The organism is Lentisphaera araneosa HTCC2155 (assembly GCF_000170755.1).
Lineage (GTDB): Bacteria > Verrucomicrobiota > Lentisphaeria > Lentisphaerales > Lentisphaeraceae > Lentisphaera > Lentisphaera araneosa.
The window spans coordinates 1-22,437 of sequence record NZ_ABCK01000003.1 but is presented as its reverse complement, the minus strand read 5'-3'; the positions used below and the strand labels follow the sequence as shown (position 1 = coordinate 22,437).

The window sequence follows — 22,437 nt, the reverse complement described above, 5'->3', positions numbered from 1 at the left end:
GCCTAGCTTTTTGAAATTTTTTTCACTTTTTTATCATTTACTGAAGCAGATTTCTTATTTTAGGCACGATAATAAAGAAAAAGTCAATTTATTTTATGCATCCTTCAGAACAGTTCGTTAATCTCTACATCCGCCACGAAGGCCAAGTCCGCGCTTATATTCAGCGACTCGTCTTCAATTCTAGTGATGCCGAAGACATCATGCAGAGTACTGCCATGCTTTTGTGGAAAAAACACGAACAATACAAAGAGGATCAACCTTTCCTTCCTTGGGCTTATAAATTTGCTTATAATGAAATGCGCAATTACTACCGCAAAAACGAGAAAACGAAAAAACTCATCCTCGACCCCGACTGCATTGATCAACTAGTCGACACCTCAGAAAAGTACTCATCCCAACTCGATGATCTCAAAGCCTCTCTAGATGAATGCATCTGTAAACTCAAAAATAGCGACCGTCGTCTCATCGAATATCGTTATTGCGAAGATGGCAAAATTAATGATCTCGCCGAAAAGCAGAACACCACAGCCAATGCTCTTAGTAAAGCTTTGCAAAAAATTAGGCAAAACCTTTACCTCTGCGTACGTAGCAAAAGAGGTGATGCCTAATGGAAAAACTAAAACTTAACCGTCAATCACGTCGGCTTTTTGAGCTCATCCATCAATCCCATGAAGCTGAACTCAATGAGAAAGAAGTGCTTGAGCTCAATACCCTACTCAAAGAAAGCGAAGAGCTTCGCCTCATCTTTCTCAGCATACGTGATCAACACATCAGTCTCGACGAACGTTTAAAAAATCGCCGTACTAATGATCAGGTCTTGGGCTTTGTCGATTCCCCTCAAGAACCCAAAGAGTCCTCAAAATTTTTCTTGAAATTATTTCTTATCGTCAGCCTTTTAGCTGCGGGTTTCGCAATCGGTTCTCTGAAATCAAATCATAGTTCTGAAAAAATTGAGCCCACATTAGAAGACATCCCTAGCCAGTTTGAACATCACATTGCCACCATTAGCTCAAGTATAAACACTTTTGATTCTCGCCTCAAAAAAGGCCAAGACCTCAAAGCTGGCTGGCTCACCCTCAAAAAAGGGAAAATTATCCTAGGAATGAGTAGTGGCATGGAAATCAGTGTCGAGGCTCCTGCAAAAATCGAACTCATCGATAGTAGCTCTCTAAAATTAGACTATGGAAAAATGCGACTTAAATCTTCATTGGCAAGAAAAGGCTTTTCAGTCATCACCAAACACGGCAAGCTCAGTGATCAAGGAGCCGATTTTGGCGTTCACATCGAAGATTCTATTGCAACGAGCAACTGCTTCACTGGAGAAGTCGCGTTTATTGATGGCGAACTGGTGCAAATGATCCATGCAGGTCAAAACTATTCTTTAAAAGATGAAAAATTCATTGAGCAAGAAATTTACGAAAGCACCGAAAGTGTTCGTGCAGAAGCTCAACTTGCTTCAAAAGAAAAGCTAGCTGCTTGGCGTCGCTATATTCATCAACTTAAATATGATCCCGACACAGCTTTCCTCTATCAGTTTGCTCCAAATATCAACAACCCTCAGGAACTCATCCAAGAAGTACATCGCAGTGAAGTCGAGCCCGCTCATGGTAAAATCATTGGCGCAAACTGGGATCAAGGACGCTTCCCTGGTACCAGTAGTTTAAAATTCGACAGCCCCAATGATCGCGTCAAATTTTTCCTAAATGAAAAGTTCGATGCCATGACCTATCATATGTGGGTAAAAATAGATGAGCTCAATAAAAACAACAATCACCTGGGAATTTTCCTAAGTGAAAAATGGGATCCCAATCAGATCACTTTACAGTATGTTACTTTGCCGAAAGGTGCTTTTTTCAAAATTGATAGTCGAGAAAATTTTGTCCATAACAGCATTTTCTTAAAACCTGAACAAATCCTTGGGCAGTGGCTTTTAATCTCATTTACCTTTAACATAGAAGAAAAAGGAATTCATCTTTACCTCAATGGTAAAAGTATTGACAAGCAGTCAAAAATTCACCAACAATCAATGACACCACCTTTTATCGGTTGGTGCGACTTAATGAATTGGGTTCCTTTAAATTCTCAAGATATCAGAAGTACACCTGGACAGGTGGACTTCCTCTCTATTCATCGACGCGCTTTTTCAGCTGAAGAAGTTTTGGATTTTTATAAGAAATCAAAAACCCCCTAATGAGTTTCGATTTACCTTACTTTTCCTCATCTTTGCTATTATCTATACTCGATAAATAAGCTAGCAAATCTTTTGTTTGATCTTTCGTAGGATTCTTGCTCCCCTCAACATGTGAGCGAATGCCTTCATTAAACTTCTTGAGTTGGCCTTCTAAATACCAATCTATTTGAACTGTCAAAGGCGGCGCTAGCAAACTCCTTACACCTTCAGCATTTTCTCCATGACAAGAAGCACAATCCTTTTTGTAGATCTTTTCACCTACGACTTTATCGCCTCCTTTTATTGTCTGACGTTTTTTAAGGGGCTTCATTCCCTGGATGTGCTTTCCTAAAAAAGCCACACTCTTATCATCTAATGTTTGAGTCATGCTTTGCATCATCTTGCCTTCCACGTCATTGATATGCGCACCACGCTTGCCATCGCGAAAATGCCGTAATTGCTGTGCTACGTACCAGCGGGGCAAACCCGCAATCGAAGCCACCTTCATTGATTTCAAGCCATGGCCATCATCCAAATGGCAAGCCGTACAACGCTCTTTAAAAATCTGTTCCGCCTGCTCAGCCACTGTTGATTCTGCTGATAACACTCCCGATAAGAGACACGCCGATAAAACCATGAACTTTTTCATGAAACCCTTTAAACTTATTTATTGTAGTTAAGTTAATATATAAACTCTATGTTGCAAATAATATAGGGTTAACAGCACTTCATTATAAGTCCATAAAAACAGCTTTATTCAAAGGTCAAAATTCTCACATAAATCACTTCATTTCCACAGACTTAAAAAAAAGTATTTTACTAGCTTGAAAGTCATAGAAGAAACGCTATTTTCCGCGACCTTTTGTCTCAGGACATGAGGACAAGCATAATTATAAACAAAATCATAGGAATTAAATATGGCACACGCACCTTCTGCGAAAAGACATATAAGAGCCGACGAGAAAAAACGCGTCCGCAACAAGGCTCGCAAAAGCGCGATCACGACTCTTGAAAAGAAGTTCAACGCTGCACTTACTGAAGGCAACACTGAAGAAGCTAAAAAAGCTCTTCAAGTTTGTTTCTCTGCATACGATAGAGCCGTTAAAAAAGGCGTCGTCAAAAGAGCAACTGCTGACCGTAGAAAATCACGTCTTAATCTCGCTTTAAATAAAGCTAGCAAATAATTTAACTTTACCAAAAATAAAATTTAATCCAGAATGCTTGACTACCGAAACCAAAGCATTCAAAACCAATAGGAAGAGATATGTCAATCAAAATTACTGACCTACTTGAAGCCGGCGTACACTTCGGCCACCAAACTCGTCGCTGGAACCCAAAAATGAAGCCATACATTTATGGTTCTAGAAACGGTATCCACATTTTCGACCTGAGCAAAACTATGGTTGCTCTTAATAATGCTTGTAAATTCCTCTATTCAACAGTTGCTGATGGCGGCGATGTACTCTTCATTGGTACTAAGCGTCAATCACAAGAGATTGTGGAAGAAGCTGCAAAAGCAAGCAACATGCACTACATCTCATACCGCTGGTTAGGTGGTACACTTACTAACCTTACTACTATCCGTAAGAGTGTTGCTAAGCTTAAAAAATACACTAAGATGGAAGAAGACGGCACTCTCGACGCAATGAAGAAGAAAGCTGCTTCACAAATCCGTCGTGAAAAAACTAAACTTGAGAACTCTCTTTCTGGTATCGTTGACCTTCAAAAACCACCAGCAGTTGTTGTAATTGTTGACATCAACAAAGAACACATCGCTATTAAAGAAGCTCAATCACTCGGTATTCCAGTAGTTGCTATCCTCGACTCAAACTCAAATCCTGACACTGTTGCTTACGGTATCCCTGGTAACGATGACGCTGTACGTTCAGTACAAGTTATCTTCGACCAACTCAGCGCTGCTGTTGTTGCGGGTAAAGGTATTGCTGACGCTAAAGCTGCTGAAAAAGCTAAAGAAGACAAAATCAAAGCTGAGAAAGCCAAAGCTGAAAAAGCTGAGAAAATCAAAGCTGACAAAGAGAAAGCTGAGAAAGCTAAAGCTGAAAAGGCTAAAAAAGCTGAAGAAGCTAAAGCTAAGAGAGCTGCTGACGCTAAAGCTAAAAAAGCTGAAGAAGCTAAAGCTGAAAAGGCTGCTCCTGCTAAGGAAGAAAAAGCTGAAAAAGCTGCTCCTAAGAAAGAGACTAAAGCTAAAAAAGCCGCTCCTAAGAAAGAGACTGCTGAAAAAGCTGCTCCTGCTAAAGAAGAAAAAGCTGAAGAGGCTGCTGAGCCTGAAGCTAAAGCGTAAGAACTTTTTGATACCATGCGACCTTCGGGTCGCATAAACAAAACTTAAGGAAAAATGACAAATGGCTATTTCTGCTAAAGACATCGCTGCACTCCGCAAAGCTACTAACTGCGGCCTCCTCGATTGCAAAAAAGCACTCACTGAATCTGAAGGCGACTTCGATAAAGCTGTTGAAATCCTCCGTAAAAGAGGCCAAGCTAAGGCTGTTAAAAAAGCTGGTCGCGAAGCTAACGAAGGTGTAGTTGTTGCTAAGGTTGACGGTAACAAAGCTGCTATCACTCAACTTTCTTGTGAAACTGACTTCGTAGGTAACACTGACCGTTTCCGCGACTATGCAGCTTCACTCCTCGACAAGACTATTGCTAAAGACTCTAACGGCGACGTTACTGAAGAGTTAGCAAGTCAAGAGAAAGAAGACCTCGTAACTATGATCGCTACTATTGGCGAAAATATGCAGATCGTTTCAGCTCAGTCTTGGACTACTGAAGGTCAACTCCACACTTACATTCACGGTAACGGTCGCATCGGCGTTCTCGTTGACGTTGAAGGCGAAATCGACGAAGCTGGCCTCAAAGCTATCGGCATGCACATCGCTGCATTCAACCCTTCTTATGTTGATGAAACTGGCGTTCCTGCTGAAGACATCGAAAAAGAAAAAAATATCTTCGCTGAAAAAGCAAAAGGCAAGCCTGCTGAAATCGCTGACAAAATCATTAATGGTTCAGTTCAAAAATGGTTCAAAGACGTATGTCTCGTTAACCAACCTTGGATCATGGATGACAAAATCACTATTACACAAGCTTACCCTAAAGCTTCTGTAAAGCGTTTCGCTCTCTGCAAGATCGGCAAGTAATCATTGCCCATGTCACCTGTATATAAACGAATCATCCTAAAGCTCAGTGGCGAAGTTCTTCGCTCCGACGACAACTGCATTAGCCCGGCTATCGTTCAAGAAATGTCCGAAGCCATCAAATCAGTTGTTGACATGGGCGTCGAAGTTGCGCTTGTTATTGGCGGTGGAAATATTTTCCGCGGCCTTAGTGCTTCTCGCAAAGGAATGGATCGTACCACAGGTGACTACATGGGAATGATGGCAACTTGCATCAATGCCCTGGCTCTTCAAGATGGCTTGGAGAGTCTTGGCATCCCCACTCGCGTTCAATCTGCCATAGCTATGCAGCAGATCTGCGAACCCTACATCCGACGTAAAGCCGTAAGACACCTAGAGAAAGGTCGCGTCGTGATTTTTGCTGCCGGAACTGGCAGCCCCTATTTCTCTACTGATACAACTGCGGCTCTTAGAGCTAACGAAATCAACGCTGAACTTGTCCTTAAAGGTACAAAAGTTGATGGCATCTACGATAAGGACCCCGTCAAATACGACGATGCAGTGAAGTACAAAGAGATCTCTTATACCGATTGCTTAAGCAAGCAACTTCAAGTTATGGACTCAACCGCTTTCACTTTATGCATGGATAACAAACTCCCGATTGTTGTTTTTGACTTCCACCAAGAAGGCGTACTTAAAAATATTCTTTGTGGTAACACAGAAGCTGCAACGGTTGTAAAGTAAGCCCCTCTCTCATCTCCCGAGAAACCCTCTTCATATTTAGCCGATAGCTCATCCCGCTAAACTTGCGACTTTCGCACAAGGTCTTATATTGAGTCCAAATTAATAGGATAGTCAAAATGAGTGAGTGGAATTTTTCACCTCCCGCTTTCAGTGATCTAAGTGATCATGCCGTTAAGCCCAGCAGCCAAGCTCTATCAGGTAAAAATATTGCTCTATTCATTTCTGGCAGCATCGCTGCCTACCGCTGCCCCGACCTCATTCGCGAACTTCGCAAAAATGGCGCATCTGTCACAGTCTTTGCTAGCGAAAGCGCCCTCAACTTCGTCAGCGAAACCAGCCTTCACTGGACTTCCACCCATCCAGTCATCACTTCTTTAAGCGCCGACGCAGAGCACCTCGAATCTGATTATCCCTACGATCTTTTTCTTATCGCTCCCGCCAGCTACAATAGCATCAACAAAATGGCACAGGGAATTGCTGACAATGCATTGTCGACTGCTATGGCTTGCGCCCTTGGCTGTTTAGAATTTCGGAAAACTCCGATTTTAATTGCTCCTTGCATGAATGGTATCATGCATAACCAAATCCTCGTTGACTCAATGAAAAGCCTCGCTGATTTAGGAGTAAAATTCATCCAACCGCGCCAAGAAGATGGCAAGAATAAACTCCCCGAAATCAAGACTCTCGTCAATGACTGTATCGAGGTGCTTAAAAGTGAATAAACCTGGTGGCATCTGCACTTACTTAATTGTTCCTGGCATGATCCTCATCGCCATGTTTACTCTAGACCTTTTCTCCTTTGCCACATTCACCATGTTACTCACCGGGTTGATGTTCCTGTCAATTTTTAAAGACGTGGCACAACCCTCCATCTGCGCTGGTGGTAGCTTCACCTTCCTGCTTCTCGGTTCAGTTATCTACGACAAGGAACATGGCCTCACAAGTGAACAAGTCCTAGAAAACAGCCGTCAACTTCTCTCTGGCTTCAGCTCACCAACCCTCATCACCGTAGGCGCCCTATTTGTTGTTGCCGAGGGGGTCCGCTGCAGTGGCTGGCTTGAGTATGCCTCACAAAAAATCCTCAATAATGAAACTAATGAGAAAAAAGCTGCCCTCCGAATCGCCTGTGTTGTCACCCCGCTCTCGGCCTTTATGAACAACACCCCCGTTGTGGCGATGTTTATCCCCGCTATTAAGCGCTGGGCGAATCAACATAAAATCTCTCCTTCACGACTGCTGCTCCCCATGGTATTTTTTACGACTCTGGGTGGCATGTGCACACTTATCGGTACATCAACCAACCTCATTGTCCATGGTAAAATGCGCCGCTCTGGCATCCCTGCACTCGAAGAGGGCCTCGGTATGTTTACACTCTCTCCTGTCGCCCTCTTCTGCCTCGCCCTCGGTATCATTTGGATCATCTTTTTCGCCATTAAGTTACTTCCGAAAAACAACAGTCACGATAGCGAACAAATTCGTACTTATATCATGAAAATGAAAGTAAGCCCCGTAAGCCCTGTCGACGGCAAGCGCGTCAAAGAAACCAACCTACAAAAAATCGATGGCCTTGTTATCATGAGTGCCAGCCGTCCCTCCGGCAATACGGCCAACACCAATATTCGAAATTGGATCTTGCTCAGTGGTGATATCTTGACTTTTTCAGGTGAAAAAAGTCACATGGATGAACTACAGGATATTCCTGGGCTCGTCCCCGTTGATTTAGATGCCGATAGCGAAGAATATCAGCTCTATGAATTGCTGATCCCACAAAACTCAGCTCTCACCGGTAAAAGCATTGAGCAAATCTGGTTCCGTCAACGCTACATGGCTGCCGTACTTTCACTCCACCGTGGCTCTCAAGAGATCGACAACTTTTTCAGTACTTCGCTCAAAACGAGCGACACCCTGCTCATTGCAGCTCGCCCAACCTTTGTAGAATTCTGGAAAAACAGCTCAGATTTCACTATTTTATCAGAGATTGAAGAAACTGAAGAGAAAAAAAGTCGTCCACCTTTATACCCGATTTTAATTACAGCCATCATGTCAGCCTTACCAGCTTTGGGAATCATTAACATCATGACTTCCGCTTTAACGGCTGCCCTACTGATGATTGCTCTAGAAAAAGACCTTCAAGTCAGCCCCCTAAAATCAGTGGATCTCAACATCCTCGTTGTTATTGGTGCAGCACTCGGACTCTCGGTTGGACTAGAAAGTAGTGGTGCTGCTGCACAAATTGCCCATGGGCTCACTTTTTTAATCCCCGCCGACAATCCTCATCTCGCTTTACTTCTTTGCTGCTTACTCACTTGGTTTTTAACTGAGCTCATCACTAATACCGCTGCTGTAGCTCTCACTTTCCCGATTGTGGTCGATGTCGCCAATTCAATGACTGTCTCGCCATTGCCTTTTGTGATTGGCCTCGCCATTGCGGGCTCCGCATCTTTTGCCACTCCCATTGGCTACCAAACCAACATGATGGTCTATGCACCCGGTAATTATAAATTCTCTGATTACCTAAAAAGTGGACTTCCTCTTTCACTCATTGTGATTGCATGTTCAGCGATAATTATCCCTCTTTTCTTCAAATTCTGAGGAATTTAGCTCATTTTCATCGAAAATTTGCGAAAAATCAATAATGTTTTAATGCAGTTGACTGAGTATTATAAAAAATACCCTGTACCTTTCTGCAGGTAAGATTTCAGTATCTACTTTATAGCAACACAACTTTTAGTGAAGTCGTTCCGTTCTTGGTAAGTAAATAATTTCTGCATCTTTCCAGTCGTTGTGGTACTTTGTATCACATGGTAATATTAAAAAATTGGAGATTATTTATGTCTACAGTACAAGGCCGTGTAAAATGGTTCAATGAAACGAAAGGCTTCGGCTTTATCGAACAAGATGGTGGCAAAGATGTTTTTGTTCACTTTAGCGCAATCCAAGGTCAAGGTTTCAAAACTCTTGAAGAAGGACAAAAAGTAGAATTTGATGTTGAAGACGGACAGAAAGGTCCTCAAGCTGTAAACCTTACAGTTCTTTAAGAGCATTTCTTTTTTATAAAAAAGCCCCGTATCATTGATGCGGGGCTTTTTTTATGATTGTTATTTGTACTTATGGAAGTTCATTGATTGCGTCAATGAGTAAACCTTGAGTCAAAGTATTGGGCAAGATCTTCCATTCCTTACCATCAAATAATACATAAACTGGTACTGCTGTACGGCCATACTTTCTCATGGCTTTAGATAACTCTATGTTTTCTTTGGTTAAATCTGCTTCATAAAGAGTTACACCTTTAGCAATAAACGCTTGGTAAGTCTCCTCTTTGCGAATGGCTGTATTTTTGTTCCACTGGCAAATACTGCACCACTTAGCTGTAAAATCGACAAAGTACGGCTTGCCTTCGGCTTCAATTTTTTCTATTGCCGCCTCATTATAAGGATGCCATACAATTTCATCAGGAGCTTTTGTAGTAATAACTCCACCTTGCTGACTGGCGTCATACGCAAACACCGCACTGAAACCACCCACTAAGACGGCTAAAGCTATGCATGTCCAACGAACTTTTGCAGCTACCCATGGAGCGCCCCATGCACCGTAAATCCAAAGTGCTAAAGCAAGGCCGACCAAAGAAGCCAACACTCTTACCGCCCAGTCCACATCAATCATTGCGGCTAAAGTCCAAAAGAAGTAAACCACTGCGAGCAACATCAAAAAGCCCATTGATTGCTTAAAGCGCTCCATCCAAGCTCCTGGCCTAGGTAAAAACTTAAGCAACTCGGGTTTTACACCCAAAATCAAATAGGGAAAACTCAGACCTAAGCCCATCGCGGTAAAAGATAGCAATAAGGGGAACGAAGACATACTGAAGGTCGCTGCGAGTGCCACACCTAAGAATGGACCTGCACAAGGCGTTGCAACGACTGTGGCGAGTACTCCACTCATAAAAGATCCGCCCGCACCCTCCTTTTTCACTTTTTGTCCTGCTCCGGTTAAAGAAACACCCATTTCAAAGACGCCGAAGAAATTCAAGGCAATGACAAAGAGTAAGACCACCATGCCAAGTACGAAGGCAGGATCTTGAAGCTGGAAACCCCAGTTCAAATTACCGTTCTTTGATTTAAGAATAATTATAACTAAAGAGAGTACCCAAAAGGACATCAACACACCAGATGAGTAAGCCAAACCGTGCTTAAGCGCACTACCTTTACCTTCAGACGATTGATTGAGGAAGCTTTGAATTTTTAAGGCTAAAACAGGGAATACACAAGGCATTAAGTTTAATAGTAAACCGCCAATAAACATGTAAGCAATCGTAATAAAGAAATTTGGCTTCTCACCTTCGACAACCATTTCATCCACAGGAATTTCTTCTTTTGCGGAAGCATCACTTAGCATTGCACCATCAGCTAACTTTGAACTATCAATTAAGTAAGCCTTTTGACCAGCAGCTGACTTAATGAGCAAAGTTCCTTTTAAAACTTCTTCTTTAAGCTCTGAATCCTCCTTAAAATCGAGACGCGCTACTTGAGACTCGCCCTCTTCCTTCCATTCTTGTCCAAAAGCAACGAGATTCTCTGAGTCATTAAAGAAAAAGAGTTTATCATCACTTGCCTGCTTATTTAAATTTAAGCTAAAACCACTGCCATCGCGCTTTACAGAAATCCCCAAATCATCACTTGGTTTTTGAGGTAAATAAGCTTGAGCCTTTTTATAGTACTCAGCAAATTCGGGGTTAATTTGTTCTGACCCTATATTGAATTTACCAGTAAATTTCACTCGCTTGGGAGCAAAGCAGTTCGCATCATTGCAGACCTGAAAGAGATTATTCAGATCAAAATCATATTCACCACTTAGATCCGAATTCTTCTTTACCGTTAGAAGATGATAAGAGCCCCCCACGTAGGCAAAAGTTTTTTGACCAAAGAACATTTTATATTTAGGAGAGCCCCACAGGACTTCGACGAGCTCCACACCTTCAGGTAAGTTAGCTTCTATATTGAATGGCACCCCACTTTCACCACCATTTCGCCAGTAATAACTAAAACCATCTGCAATTGTGGTTTTAACTAAGACTCTCTGAGTCTCTTTCTCCCAAGAGCTATACTCAGGAATGATTTTTGTTGTAATCAGCTCCTCATACGACGGAGCACCAAATTGCGCCCAAGTCATCTGACTCGCAAAGAAGCAAAGTAAGAGTAAAAGTTTATTCATGTTTTCTATCCTATCTAATTTTGAAGATCTGTAGACAATTCCTTTTTTACCGCAATTCCTTACACTTCTTTTATACATTTAACCGAAATTAGTTGTAAACCCTTTAAAACAAAGGTGTTTTAAAACCCATTCTTTAAGAGCCACTTCTCACAAGAATGACGCCACTGACTGTAGTGAGCATCCCGACGGTAATCAATCATACCTAATCCCACTCCATGTTCACCATCAGGATACACATGCAATTCATGTGGGACCTTATTTTTTTGTAAAGCCATTGCATAGAGATAAGAATTTTCCACGGGAACTGGTTCATCTTCAGCGGTATGCCACAAAAAGGTCGGTGGCGTTGATGGCTTCACTGCATTCTCCATAGACGTGTGATCGAGCAAGGCCTCACCTGGGTTTTCGCCCAAAAGATTTCCTCTAGAACCTTCGTGTACAAACTCTCCCCAAGAAATAACGGGATAAGAAAGAATACATAAATCTGGGCGTGCACTCACAGCTTCAAGCTCATCACTTAACTCTATATTGGCTTCATCATGCAGGTTGCATAAGCTAGCAGCTAAATGACCACCAGCTGAAAAACCAATTACACCCACACGATTCGGGTCAATATTAAACTTTTTAGCATGGGTGCGAATGTACTGCATTGCACGGCGAGCATCATTTAAGGGCTGAGGATACCTGCAAGGCTCAACGGAGTAGTCGAGCACAAAAGCACTCATCCCCATACTATTAAACCAAGCGGCTACGGGGTCACCCTCTTGCTCGGAACAAAAACCATAACCACCGCCAGGCAAAACTAAGACGGCTGCAAAATCTTCACCACTTTCGAGCGCAAAAGGCGTTAAAGTTACTCTTTTCGGCAAGTTTGGGTATAAGTCACCCCACAAATCTATCTTATCGTATTTACTCATATTTATCCTATGATTTTAAGCTTTATCGGCTTCGTATCTGATGAAAGCTGCAATGTATTCCAAAAGCTCATCTTTCATTCCCCAGCCTAATTTAAGTTCTTTCGATCCACCCTTAATGTAAATACATTTTACTGGGCGGTTATTTTGTCGCATAGCCGAATAGTCCACGCTGACTTTTAAATTTTTTGTATATAAGAAGCGACGTTTCCATCCCAGAGGACCAACGCCCACAAAAACTAAGCCGCGCCCATTGCCCATAGTCACTACTCGTTTTCCAAAAAGAGAAAATAGGCAAACACTCACTAAAACAACTGTCCCAAATAAAAAGGGCAGACCAAACAATGACATGGTTAGGTTAAATTCCCCTTTCATAAACTGTGTCCCATAAATCCCCCACATCGACATCCCGCTCCACACGGCAGTAAAAGGAATCAGAAACAGCGCAATCGGACTCATTTTTTTACAAACTAAACTTTTCCCATCGCTAAAGTCGGGCTCAATCCTAATATGTTTAGGTTGCTTTAATTCATTAAAATCAGGAAGCCCCGCAGTTTCGTTCATTTCGGCGAAAGAATTCGTCTGACCACAAGCCCTACACAAAGCTATATCAGTACTCACATTCACATCATCTAGACTAATTTCGCTATTACATCCTGGACACTTATACATAAACACTCCTCTTTATCTTACTAAAATGTAGTGAAAACTTAGTCCTTCTACAAGCGAAATTATCCTTTTATCTTTGCTTAGAGAAAAATTTTGCTTATTCAAAACAGAAAACTTCAATAAAATAAGAGTTCAGATAATCTTCGCCTCCCCTAAAAACTCGCTTGAATACAGGCTCGATCCGATTAAAATACATAGATCAATTAGGAGTTGTCAATTTGTCATTTTTTCGCATCATTACTTTTGCGCTTTTCGCATTAGCATTCTGCTCTTGTGAACAAGAGGGTGAAGGCGTTAACTTTACTGAGCGTAGTATTTCCTACTCACTCTCCCAAGAACCCCCAACACTAAGCTCAATCGGTCCCGTTTCATCCGTCGCCTTTACGGTGCAAGCACACATTTACGAAGGCCTCATGCGCATGGATGAAAACAAAAAGCTTGTAGGTGGAGTGGCTGAATCTTGGGATATCAAAAAAGACTCCGCCATTTTCAAACTTCGCAAAAATGCCAAATGGTCCGATGGATCCCCAGTAACTGCCCACGACTTCGTCTATGGTTGGCGCATCGCCAGCTCGCCCAAGAACGAATATAATTTCATCATGGCGCCCTTAAAAAATTCTGCGGAAGTCGCAAAAGGGAAGCTCAAGCCTGATCAACTGGGAGTCAAAGCCCTCGACGACCACACCCTATCAGTAGAATTCGCCTATCCCTGCGCCTACTTCCCTACCCTCACAACTTTTGTTAGTTTCATGCCCATTAAACAAAGTTTTTTCGAGAAATTCCCAGGTCGCGAATACGCCTCTAGCGCCGAGAAAATCCTCTACAATGGCCCCTTCACTATTACTCGCTGGACCAAAGAGACTCAAATCAACCTCACCAAGAATCCGCATTACTGGAATCGCGACCAAGTCTGGCTCAACAAAATCAAAATGCCCATCATTGACCAACCAAAAACGGTTCTCAATATGTTTGTTTCTAAAGATGTCAGCATGGCTTCCCTGGATGCCGACAATATCAAAAGTGCCCTGCAACAACGCCTCCCCATGTTGACCTATAAATCGGGTTTTGTGCTCTATGTGGAATTCAACCAACGTGAAGGAAGACTCACGCAGAACAAAAAACTTCGCCAAGCCATTTCATTGGTCGTTAGTTCCTACGACGTGGTCAATAAAGTCCTCGGTACGCCAGGCAACTTAACTGCCCCAAGTATTTTTCCTTCCTGGCTTCCTGGAGCCGAAAAGGAACTCCATAGCGAACACAACTTCGTACCCAATCCCGTCGACTACAATAAAGCTCAAAAACTCATTGCCGAAGCTCGCCAAGAATTAGGTATTGACGAAATCAAGCTCAACTACCTAGTCACCGATTCTCCTGGCTCAATCAAAACTGCAGAATACATTCAATTCCAACTCAAAGACAAGCTCGATATAAACCTCAACCTCGATATTCAAACTTTTAAACTGCGTATCGAAAAATCAAACCGCGGCGAATTTGACCTCGTTGGTGCGGGCTGGGGACCAGACTACTATGACCCCATGACTTTTGGTGACCTCTTCGCGAGCTGGAACGATAATAATCGCGGCAAATTTAAAAACGAGGAATACGATCAACTCGTGATCGAAGCGAATAAATCTATTGACCCCCATGTGCGCAGTCGTAATTTTCATCGCATGCACCAAATCCTCACAGAAGAATGTCCCATTCACCCACTTCTCGAAGGCGGTGGCATCTACGTTAGAGACTCAAGGTTGAAAAATGTTCTCCGCGTCATTTCTGGCGGTGACCCCAATTTCACTTATGCGAGGATTGAAGAATGAAAAAATATCTTCTCAAGCGACTTTGGCACGGCATCATCACCATCCTCTTTATTTCTACCGCCACTTTCTTTGCCATGCACATGGTTCCGGGCGATCCTCTAAGTAGTGAAAAAGCGATTACACCCGAAACTCGCAAGGCCCTTGAAGCCGAATATGGCATCGATAAACCCATTGCGATTCAATACGGCATTTTCCTCAAAAAGACTTTTATCGAAGGTGATCTCGGTTTCTCCTACACGAATCGCAACACAAAAGTCAATGATATTATTGCTAATCACTTCCCCGTTTCAGCTAAGCTCGGCTTACTCGCCATCTTCTTTGCCACCACAGGCGCCATCATGTGGGGTGCAATTGCTGCTAAATACCGCAATCGACTACCAGATTATACGAGCATGATTCTCGTCATCCTCTTTATCTCTGTGCCCTCTTTTGTCTTTGCCAGTGGTACTCAATTACTCATTGTTAAACTCAATGCTGCCACTGGCTGGAATTTACCCTACCGTGGCACCGAATCATTTGTCTCGCAAATTGTTCCCGCCATGATCCTAGGCCTTGGCACCATGGCCTTCCTCACAAGAATTATGCGATCTTCGCTACTTGAAGTCATTCACTCAGATTATATCCGTACCGCACGCGCCAAAGGTCTAAGTCCAAAACAAATTTTCTTCAGCCACGAACTGCGCAATGCAGTACTTCCCGTCATCACAATTATTGGCCCTGCTATTGCGGCCATTACCACAGGGAGTTTTGTTATCGAAACGATTTTCACCATTCCTGGGCTCGGAAAATTTTTCGTTCAAGCAGTCCAGCAAAACGACTACACGGTGATTATGGGAACCACCGTTTTTTACGGAAGTTTTTTAGTCCTCACTGTTTTAGCCGTGGACATCCTCTATGGTTTCATTGACCCACGTATCCAGGTGGAGAAATAAAATGAAAAAATCTACCGAAATTCCTGAGATCGCCGAACTCGACTTCACACCATTACCCAAAGTCGATGCTGCCGATGAAAAAATGCGCCCTTCGCAATCCTATTGGCAGGACGCCATGCGTCGCTTTGTCAAAAACAAGCGCGCCATGGCCGCCGCATTCAGCTTAATTCTCATGCTATGCATTTGCCTACTTGGCCCCTTCATTTGGACTGTGGACCCTAACCAACAGCAACTCAACGAAGCTCTACAGGCGCCATCTTGGAGTTTCCAAGGCCGCGCAGCTAAAATCATTGCCGACCCCGACAGTTCAGATTCACAAACTTTTATTCCTCAAGCTGGCGAACTCAACTCAGCCGTTTCTGGCCTTGAGACCCGCGGCTTAGCGAGCACAGTACAAATTCATTTATCTTGGCAAGCACCCCCATGTGCCCATGCCTTCCAAATTTACCGCAATGAATTAGTCCCTCTCGATCGCCAAACCCTTGGCGTTCCTCTCGCTAGAGTCAAAGGCACAGAATACCGCGACGCCCTTAAACTCGAACTCATCGACTACTATTACTCCGTGGTCGCCATTGATCAGAATGGTGAAGAAAGTCCGCTTTACAGCACCCTGCAAGTTAATGTTGAACAGGCCTTTAGTCTTTCCGATGCCAAACGACTTGGCTACGATGTAAAAGTCGGCGATACCGTCACTCTCAACGCGCATCCTCTCGGCACAGATAGCCTCGGTCGCGACCTTCTCGCTCGCATCATGAAAGGGGGGCAAGTCTCACTTTACATCGGCATTATTGCCCCACTCATCTACATCTTCCTCGGCATCCTCATCGGTGGCATCTCCGGCTATCTCGGCGGCAAAGCCGACGGCCTCATCATGCGCTTTACAGACTTTGTCATTGCCTTGCCCTTCCTCCTCTTCATGATCCTTTTTAAAGTCGCCGCAGGCAATTCATCAGAAAACTCGATTAATATCATTTTAATTTCTTTGATCATCCTCTCGTGGCCAGGAAGTGCACGTTTAATTCGCGGCCAAGTCCTCCAACTCAGAGAAGAGCCTTACATACAAGCGTCACGCCTCCTAGGTGGTAGCCCGCTCTACATCATCTTCAGGCACCTACTTCCCAATACACTTGGGGTCATCCTCGTGAGCTTAAGTTTTGCGATTCCCTCCTGTATTTTCACGGAAGCCTTCCTGTCTTTCATCGGCATGGGCGTCGTTCTGCCCGATACTTCTTGGGGCTCCATGTGTAACGAAGGCGTCAAACTGATGATCACTTACCCCTATTTACTCATTGTCCCTTCTGTTTTTATTAGTATCACCGTACTCGCTTTCAATATCCTAGGTGATGGTCTACGAGATGCACTCGACGCAAAAATGAGGTCACGAGAATGACAAATGTACTCGAAATAAATAATCTTCATGTAGAGTTCGATACCTATGGTGGCGTGGTGCATGCCGTGCGCGGACTCGATGTCAGCGTTGCTAAGGGAGAAACTTTAGCCGTCGTTGGTGAATCGGGCTGCGGCAAATCAGTCAGCTTTCAGTCAATCATGGGTTTACTTCCTATGCCTCCAGGACGCATTGCTTCTGGTACCGCCAACTTTCTTGGACAAGATTTACTCAAACTCAAAGAAAGTGAAATGCGCCGTTTGCGAGGTTCGCAAATCGCCATGATTTTCCAAGACCCCATGAGTTCCCTTAATCCCACAAAAAAGATTGGTGATCAAATCGCTGAATCGCTGATCATCCATAGAGGCATGACCAAACATGTGGCGCTCAAAGAGAGCTTGCGCTTACTTGAACTCACACGCATTGCCGAAGCCAAGAAACGCCTCAATCAGTACCCATTCGAATTCTCTGGTGGAATGCTCCAGCGCGTGATGATTGCCATGGCCGTTGCCTGCAAACCGCAATTGCTCATTGCTGACGAACCCACCACCGCACTCGACGTGACAATTCAGGACCAAATTCTAGCCTTATTAAAAGATCTCCAGAAAGAATACGAAATGTCACTCATCCTCATTACCCATGACCTCGGTGTTGTCGCTCGCATGGCTGATCAAGTGGCCGTGATGTATGCTGGGCAAATCGTAGAAACCGGTTCCGTTGACGACATTTTTTATCGTTCCGCTCACCCATACACTCTCGGTCTCAAACAAGCCCTACCCAATTCACAAGAGGGAAAATCCTCCGAACTCATCCCCATTGATGGCATCCCACCCGACCTCTTCTCACCTCCCAAAGCCTGTGCTTACGCCGCTCGCTGCCCCATGGCTTATCAAGTATGCCAAGATCGCGCCCCAGCAATCTTTGAGCCCGAAGAAAATCACTTGAGTCGTTGTTGGTTACAGCACCCTCAAGCTCCAGATCAGCCTGAACTTTTTTGCGGAGATCGCAAATGATCAAAATCAATCAGCTCTCCAAACACTTTCACCTCTCTAAGGGGCAACACATCAAAGCTCTCGATGAAGTCAGCCTAGAAATTCACGCCAACGAAATCCTCGGCCTCGTGGGTGAATCCGGTTCCGGCAAATCCACCCTTGGCAAAGTTATTGCGGGACTCCATTCAAAAACTAAGGGCTCCATCAAATACAATGGCGAGCTTTTACCTGATGAATACTCGGCCAAAGATTTCCTTAGGCTCTCCAAAGAAATCCAAATGATCTTTCAGGACCCTTACTCATCACTCAATCCCCGCATGACAGTTGGTGAAATTATTGGGGAGGGCTTAAGCTTACGCAAAGAAGCCAAAGCTTCTGTGCAAAAGAAAGTTCAAGACTGGCTACTGAAAGTGGGACTTCATCCCGATCATGCCTCTCGTTTCCCTCATGAATTTTCAGGAGGCCAACGTCAACGCATCGGTATTGCCCGCGCCCTCATTGTCGAACCTAAATTTGTGATCTGTGACGAACCTATTTCTGCCCTCGATGTTTCAGTTCAAGCACAAGTTATCAAACTCCTGCAAAAGCTTAAGAACTACTTTGGTCTCACTTTACTTTTTATTGCTCACGACCTTTCCATGGTGCGCCACATTTCTGATCGCATTGCCGTGCTCTACTTAGGTCAAATCATGGAAATTGGTCCTGCGGATCAAGTTTTCTTCCACGCCAAGCATCCCTACACGCAAAAGCTCAACTCTTCGAATCCACTACCCGACCCCAAACGCGAACGAGAAAGCCCCTCAATCCAAATGGATAATAGCGAAATCCCCTCGCCATCCGAAATCCTTCGCGGCTGCCCCTTTGCCAGTCGCTGCCCGCATGTCAGCGACCTTTGCAAGAACGAGCGCCCGGAACTCAAAGCAATTGAAACCAACCACCAAGTCGCCTGCCACCACCTTCACAACGAAACCTCCTAATCTATAAAGCTGCATAATATCATTAAAATTACTCACACCTCCTTTATTTTACTCATGGCATTTTTCTTCAATCAAAATGCCTACGCTCTACGTCTCTCCCTAGATAAAAACTATACCTACGACTCCCAAAACATTAGCCTTCTCCCCGTAAAACTTCATCGACCCAATAGTAATACTCTTGCTTTAGACTATGCCTACGATACCCGCACCTCTACTCTCGACTATCGCACCACACTCAAACTAAATCGAAATTGCAACATCCTCTACAGCCCAACCCCTTATTGCATTATATTCCTTATCTTCTCATACAACTACGACGCCTCCCCCAAGCAATACGATTCCATAAGTCCACACAATGCCTATGATGCCAATTCGGATGACTTTAGAGCCCGTTACTACTCAACTGAACTAGGCCAGTTCATATCTCGTGATCCACTTGAGTATGTAGACGGCATGAATATGTACAGTGGGTATTTTGCGAGACAGTTTGGGGTAGATCCCAGTGGTTTAAAATTAAAAAGAGAATTTTCAGTGAAAGTTTCGGCAGGAGCTTTTGATCAATATGATTTTGAGAGGCATAAAACTGGAAAAATATCATTTGAAGTTGAAAATTGTTGTTCTGAAGAGGAAGCTGCTAAAGTTTTAGAAAGGTTAATATCAGAAGCGTATAAAGAAACATATAAGTCATATGTTATGGTTTCAGCCTTAGTACATCAGTTGGTTAACAAAGAAGAGCTGAATCCAACGACAGCAAGAACTGAATTAAACGTTAACCGCAGAAGTGTTCGGCATCGAAAATGCTTAAGTTAGTGCTTAAGCATTTTGAAAAAAGTTAAACCTTTTTAATCCCACCAGTAATTGTGCCAAAATTCGCGATTTTTTTATAGGTGAATTTATTTTCGTCCTGAGGCTTAGTACACCGCACTCGTAAGTAATTAACACGACTCTTCCTCTGTCATGATCAAAAAAAGAGACTAACTGTACTTAGGGTCACTCTATTTGTAGACTTTGTAAACTGCTTTAAATCAACGCTTTACGAACACTTTACTTTCTGGATTATATCTATATCTTCCTAACTATGAAGAAGATGACCAAAACAGAAGAACGAAACCTTAAGCGCTGGTGCTTGGTTCAAGAGTTCAGAGAGAAACTGACAAAAGAGCTTGAGCACCATCCGCGTCACCCCTCCGAAGATGACCCTCGACGCAAATTGCATTACCTCGATTATGCCTCAGCTATTCTCTTTACTTTGTTTAACCCTGTGTTGAAATCTATGCGAGGGCTTTGTGCTGCCAGTGAGTTAAAAAAAGTTCAAGAACATGTGACCCTTGGAAAAATAAGTCTAGGAAGCTTTTCCGAGGCACAACATGTTTTTGATGCGACTTCTTTACAACATTTAGTTCAAAAGTTATCCTCAAAAATTCCCATTAATAAAATCCAGGATCGAAGTCTCTTAGCTGCTGTCAAGGATTTAGTTGCAGTAGATGGATCTTTATTTCAAACCTTAACGAGGGTGCTCTGGGCTGAATGGCTCGATGAAAACCACAAAGCAGCAAAGCTTCATTTGGGTTTTTCTCTACTAAAGCAAAGTGCTGTTGATGCTGTTATAACTGCCGGGAATAGCTGTGAACGGAAAGCTCTTCTCAAGATGGTTCAACCAGGCGTCATGTATGTTTGCGACCGTTATTACGGCTTGGATTACAGTTATTTGAAGAGCTTCAACAACGTGGAGCACTTTTTACTATTCGCATTCGCAATAAACCCAAACTTACTGTGATCAAAGAGTATGAAATCACCGAAAAGGATCGCAAGGAAGGGGTAATCTCTGACCAGTTAGTCTACCTTGGGGACACTGATCGCGAACTCAAGCCAATAAGACTGGTAAGAACGGGCGCATTTAATGATAAAGAAATCCTTTTGGTAACCTCAGAAGCTCCTGAAAAACTGAATGCCGCTATTATCAGTACGATTTATCGTCAGCGCTGGCAAATTGAAGTGTTTTTTAAATGGCTTAAATCCATTTTAGGCTGTCGCAAACTACTCGCTGAATCTTCCAATGGTGTCGCAATACAAATGTATTCGGCGCTTATCGCCGCCATCATGCTGTTTGACTTGTTTGGCAAGAAACCAACTTTAAGACAAATGGAGATGATACAGTTCTTTTTCCTGCGCTATGCCTCAGTTGAAGAACTTGATGATGCAATTGCACAAAGTAAACAAAACTAAAATATAGACGCATGCTTCGCAGGGGTCTTGTAATCTACCCCTGCCCGGATGAGACCTTAATTCTGATAGGTGTTTTATAGAATTAGAGATAAGCCTTTAGGTGCGCTTCATTTTTTGCGATTCGTGGTGTTTTTCTCAAAAAAGACCAAAGATGCCGAACACTTCTGACGTTAACCGATATTTTGCGGCAGGTTTTGGTAATAATCCTAACTCGAGTTTAGATTTAGGAGTAGATGATATAAAAAGGGTTTACGGAGTATTAGAAGGTATGTTAGATGAGTTTAAAGATGGACTTTCTTTCAAATGTCAGCAGTTTATAGAGCTCGGTGCTGGCGTTGCGGGGTATCAAAGTGAACAATACACTGGTTTGTTTGGAAAGTATTTATTATCTAATCAATTTTGGACTAAAGCCTTTACAGATAACCATAGAAAATGGATCATTATTCACGAAACATCACACGGTTCCAAAATTAGTATTGATGATTATGCATACTTTAATTCTGATGGAACATATGAGGCAGGGGGAGATTGGCCTAATAAGAGTCAAATTGATAGTAAAGAACCGGTGTACCCATCAAATACGCAATTAATCAACAATTCTGACACAATTACTGGTTTTATAATGGGAAGTTATCGCCCAAAAAGATTATTTATAAATGATGCTGCAGACGGTCGTTTACAATATAATGTAAAAGCAGCGGATACTATAATTTTTAAATGATGAAAAAACTACTATTTGTAATTCTAATTGCCCCTTTTCTATGTCAGGGACTGGTGGAAAATTCACCTTATTCTTGGAAACAGAAAACTCGAGATGGTAAACATATATTTATTATGAATGCCCTTGATCCAAAACAATTGGAGCGTGAAAGAAAAAATGTAGGCAATTCATTAATATATAACAAGAGTGGTTTGTACAATATCGAAGATACATCTAATCCAATTTGGACAATCGATTGGTACACGTTCATGGTATATATGTCTCTAGACGGTAGTAGTATCGTTCGTTTTAATAATCATAAAAAAGGAGACATAACATTCTACAAAAATGGGCAAGAAGTTAATTATTATCAAAAGTCAGATTTAATTAATTTTATGAAAATAATGGAAATTAATAATTCTCTTACATATTACGAATCGATAGATGTTAATGATGAAAATAATATACTTATTTTAGAGACAGCCCATAAAGAAAAGTATGTGTTTGATTTAGATACTGGTAAGATAATAGACAGTTCCAATTTACACGGGATCATTTCTCTGATAGTTT

23 protein-coding genes are annotated in these 22,437 nt (G+C 42.8%); 19 read left to right on the top strand and 4 right to left on the bottom strand.

The window, feature by feature from the left end; genetic code table 11:
- Positions 1-95 precede the first annotated feature (95 nt).
- On the top strand, positions 96-608 hold the full coding sequence (locus LNTAR_RS02980; protein ID WP_007277154.1) for a sigma-70 family RNA polymerase sigma factor: 513 nt from the start codon (positions 96-98) through the stop codon (positions 606-608).
- Positions 608-2,191 (top strand): LamG-like jellyroll fold domain-containing protein, encoded by a 1,584-nt coding sequence (locus tag LNTAR_RS02975; RefSeq protein ID WP_007277153.1) that lies wholly within the window; start codon positions 608-610, stop codon positions 2,189-2,191. Before LNTAR_RS02980 ends, LNTAR_RS02975 begins: the two co-directional genes overlap by 1 nt.
- A 16-nt stretch (positions 2,192-2,207) precedes the next feature.
- Here LNTAR_RS02975 and LNTAR_RS02970 read toward each other — a convergent pair whose 3' ends face one another.
- Complete coding sequence (locus LNTAR_RS02970; protein WP_007277152.1) at positions 2,208-2,819, bottom strand: c-type cytochrome; 612 nt, start codon at positions 2,817-2,819, stop codon at positions 2,208-2,210.
- A gap of 268 nt (positions 2,820-3,087) precedes the next feature.
- On the opposite strand from LNTAR_RS02970, the gene rpsT reads away from it, so the two are divergent.
- The 7 genes from rpsT to cspE all read left to right on the top strand — a co-directional run bounded on the left by rpsT (position 3,088) and on the right by cspE (position 9,083).
- Positions 3,088-3,354: a 30S ribosomal protein S20 gene (rpsT, locus tag LNTAR_RS02965; protein WP_007277151.1), complete on the top strand. Its 267-nt coding sequence runs from the start codon at positions 3,088-3,090 to the stop codon at positions 3,352-3,354.
- Positions 3,355-3,434: 80 nt separating this feature from the next.
- Positions 3,435-4,472: a 30S ribosomal protein S2 gene (rpsB, locus tag LNTAR_RS02960; protein WP_007277150.1), complete on the top strand. Its 1,038-nt coding sequence runs from the start codon at positions 3,435-3,437 to the stop codon at positions 4,470-4,472.
- A 61-nt stretch (positions 4,473-4,533) separates the two neighbouring features.
- Positions 4,534-5,325, top strand: a complete 792-nt coding sequence (gene tsf, locus LNTAR_RS02955) for a translation elongation factor Ts (RefSeq protein WP_007277149.1) — start codon at positions 4,534-4,536, stop codon at positions 5,323-5,325.
- 9 nt (positions 5,326-5,334) lie between these two features.
- Positions 5,335-6,045 (top strand): UMP kinase, encoded by a 711-nt coding sequence (gene pyrH, locus LNTAR_RS02950; protein WP_007277148.1) that lies wholly within the window; start codon positions 5,335-5,337, stop codon positions 6,043-6,045.
- A gap of 116 nt (positions 6,046-6,161) precedes the next feature.
- Complete coding sequence (locus LNTAR_RS02945; protein ID WP_007277147.1) at positions 6,162-6,767, top strand: flavoprotein; 606 nt, start codon at positions 6,162-6,164, stop codon at positions 6,765-6,767.
- Positions 6,760-8,637: an SLC13 family permease gene (locus tag LNTAR_RS02940; protein ID WP_007277146.1), complete on the top strand. Its 1,878-nt coding sequence runs from the start codon at positions 6,760-6,762 to the stop codon at positions 8,635-8,637. The genes LNTAR_RS02945 and LNTAR_RS02940 overlap by 8 nt, the downstream gene beginning before the upstream one ends.
- A 239-nt stretch (positions 8,638-8,876) precedes the next feature.
- Positions 8,877-9,083, top strand: a complete 207-nt coding sequence (gene cspE / locus LNTAR_RS02935) for a transcription antiterminator/RNA stability regulator CspE (protein WP_007277145.1) — start codon at positions 8,877-8,879, stop codon at positions 9,081-9,083.
- A 70-nt stretch (positions 9,084-9,153) separates the two neighbouring features.
- Here the strand turns inward: cspE and LNTAR_RS02930 are convergent, their stop codons facing one another.
- The 3 genes from LNTAR_RS02930 to LNTAR_RS25040 form a co-directional block, all read right to left on the bottom strand.
- On the bottom strand, positions 9,154-11,253 hold the full coding sequence (locus LNTAR_RS02930; RefSeq protein ID WP_007277144.1) for a protein-disulfide reductase DsbD family protein: 2,100 nt from the start codon (positions 11,251-11,253) through the stop codon (positions 9,154-9,156).
- Between the two features lie 119 nt (positions 11,254-11,372).
- Positions 11,373-12,170, bottom strand: a complete 798-nt coding sequence (locus LNTAR_RS02925) for an alpha/beta hydrolase (RefSeq protein ID WP_007277143.1) — start codon at positions 12,168-12,170, stop codon at positions 11,373-11,375.
- Positions 12,171-12,185: 15 nt separating this feature from the next.
- A complete protein-coding gene (locus LNTAR_RS25040; RefSeq protein ID WP_007277142.1) occupies positions 12,186-12,839 on the bottom strand; it encodes a hypothetical protein in 654 nt (217 codons plus the stop codon).
- Between the two features lie 215 nt (positions 12,840-13,054).
- On the opposite strand from LNTAR_RS25040, the gene LNTAR_RS02915 reads away from it, so the two are divergent.
- The 10 genes from LNTAR_RS02915 to LNTAR_RS02870 form a co-directional block, all read left to right on the top strand.
- Positions 13,055-14,653, top strand: coding sequence for a peptide ABC transporter substrate-binding protein (locus LNTAR_RS02915; protein ID WP_007277141.1), 1,599 nt, complete (start codon positions 13,055-13,057; stop codon positions 14,651-14,653).
- Positions 14,650-15,585: an ABC transporter permease gene (locus LNTAR_RS02910; protein WP_007277140.1), complete on the top strand. Its 936-nt coding sequence runs from the start codon at positions 14,650-14,652 to the stop codon at positions 15,583-15,585. The genes LNTAR_RS02915 and LNTAR_RS02910 overlap by 4 nt, the downstream gene beginning before the upstream one ends.
- A gap of 1 nt (position 15,586) precedes the next feature.
- Complete coding sequence (locus tag LNTAR_RS25035) at positions 15,587-16,975, top strand: ABC transporter permease (RefSeq protein WP_007277139.1); 1,389 nt, start codon at positions 15,587-15,589, stop codon at positions 16,973-16,975.
- A complete protein-coding gene (locus LNTAR_RS02900; protein WP_007277138.1) occupies positions 16,972-17,985 on the top strand; it encodes an ABC transporter ATP-binding protein in 1,014 nt (337 codons plus the stop codon). The genes LNTAR_RS25035 and LNTAR_RS02900 overlap by 4 nt, the downstream gene beginning before the upstream one ends.
- A complete protein-coding gene (locus LNTAR_RS02895) occupies positions 17,982-18,941 on the top strand; it encodes an ABC transporter ATP-binding protein (RefSeq protein WP_007277137.1) in 960 nt (319 codons plus the stop codon). Before LNTAR_RS02900 ends, LNTAR_RS02895 begins: the two co-directional genes overlap by 4 nt.
- Before the next feature lie 54 nt (positions 18,942-18,995).
- Positions 18,996-19,751: an RHS repeat-associated core domain-containing protein gene (locus tag LNTAR_RS02890; protein ID WP_007277136.1), complete on the top strand. Its 756-nt coding sequence runs from the start codon at positions 18,996-18,998 to the stop codon at positions 19,749-19,751.
- A 277-nt stretch (positions 19,752-20,028) separates the two neighbouring features.
- A complete protein-coding gene (locus LNTAR_RS27860; protein WP_040914181.1) occupies positions 20,029-20,718 on the top strand; it encodes a transposase in 690 nt (229 codons plus the stop codon).
- Positions 20,616-21,167, top strand: a complete 552-nt coding sequence (locus LNTAR_RS27855) for a transposase (RefSeq protein ID WP_083799926.1) — start codon at positions 20,616-20,618, stop codon at positions 21,165-21,167. Before LNTAR_RS27860 ends, LNTAR_RS27855 begins: the two co-directional genes overlap by 103 nt.
- A 151-nt stretch (positions 21,168-21,318) precedes the next feature.
- Complete coding sequence (locus LNTAR_RS02875) at positions 21,319-21,888, top strand: M35 family metalloendopeptidase (protein ID WP_007277133.1); 570 nt, start codon at positions 21,319-21,321, stop codon at positions 21,886-21,888.
- Positions 21,885-22,437, top strand: a 553-nt coding sequence (locus LNTAR_RS02870) for a hypothetical protein (protein ID WP_040914180.1), incomplete at its 3' end; no start/stop codon positions are given. The genes LNTAR_RS02875 and LNTAR_RS02870, both read left to right, overlap by 4 nt.

Bases quoted from the DNA above. Each gene is read 5' to 3' on its own strand.
- LNTAR_RS02930 (WP_007277144.1), bottom strand. From the start codon at position 11,253: ATGAATAAACTTTTACTCTTACTTTGCTTCTTTGCGAGTCAGATGACT.
- tsf (WP_007277149.1), top strand. From the start codon at position 4,534: ATGGCTATTTCTGCTAAAGACATCGCTGCACTCCGCAAAGCTACTAAC.
- rpsB (WP_007277150.1), top strand. From the start codon at position 3,435: ATGTCAATCAAAATTACTGACCTACTTGAAGCCGGCGTACACTTCGGC.
- LNTAR_RS02910 (WP_007277140.1), top strand. From the start codon at position 14,650: ATGAAAAAATATCTTCTCAAGCGACTTTGGCACGGCATCATCACCATC.
- LNTAR_RS02925 (WP_007277143.1), bottom strand. From the start codon at position 12,170: ATGAGTAAATACGATAAGATAGATTTGTGGGGTGACTTATACCCAAAC.
- LNTAR_RS25040 (WP_007277142.1), bottom strand. From the start codon at position 12,839: ATGTATAAGTGTCCAGGATGTAATAGCGAAATTAGTCTAGATGATGTG.
- LNTAR_RS02890 (WP_007277136.1), top strand. From the start codon at position 18,996: ATGGCATTTTTCTTCAATCAAAATGCCTACGCTCTACGTCTCTCCCTA.
- LNTAR_RS25035 (WP_007277139.1), top strand. From the start codon at position 15,587: ATGAAAAAATCTACCGAAATTCCTGAGATCGCCGAACTCGACTTCACA.
- LNTAR_RS27860 (WP_040914181.1), top strand. From the start codon at position 20,029: ATGACCAAAACAGAAGAACGAAACCTTAAGCGCTGGTGCTTGGTTCAA.
- LNTAR_RS02980 (WP_007277154.1), top strand. From the start codon at position 96: ATGCATCCTTCAGAACAGTTCGTTAATCTCTACATCCGCCACGAAGGC.
- LNTAR_RS02945 (WP_007277147.1), top strand. From the start codon at position 6,162: ATGAGTGAGTGGAATTTTTCACCTCCCGCTTTCAGTGATCTAAGTGAT.
- LNTAR_RS02875 (WP_007277133.1), top strand. From the start codon at position 21,319: ATGCCGAACACTTCTGACGTTAACCGATATTTTGCGGCAGGTTTTGGT.
- LNTAR_RS02895 (WP_007277137.1), top strand. From the start codon at position 17,982: ATGATCAAAATCAATCAGCTCTCCAAACACTTTCACCTCTCTAAGGGG.
- pyrH (WP_007277148.1), top strand. From the start codon at position 5,335: ATGTCACCTGTATATAAACGAATCATCCTAAAGCTCAGTGGCGAAGTT.
- cspE (WP_007277145.1), top strand. From the start codon at position 8,877: ATGTCTACAGTACAAGGCCGTGTAAAATGGTTCAATGAAACGAAAGGC.
- LNTAR_RS02970 (WP_007277152.1), bottom strand. From the start codon at position 2,819: ATGAAAAAGTTCATGGTTTTATCGGCGTGTCTCTTATCGGGAGTGTTA.
- LNTAR_RS02975 (WP_007277153.1), top strand. From the start codon at position 608: ATGGAAAAACTAAAACTTAACCGTCAATCACGTCGGCTTTTTGAGCTC.
- rpsT (WP_007277151.1), top strand. From the start codon at position 3,088: ATGGCACACGCACCTTCTGCGAAAAGACATATAAGAGCCGACGAGAAA.
- LNTAR_RS02900 (WP_007277138.1), top strand. From the start codon at position 16,972: ATGACAAATGTACTCGAAATAAATAATCTTCATGTAGAGTTCGATACC.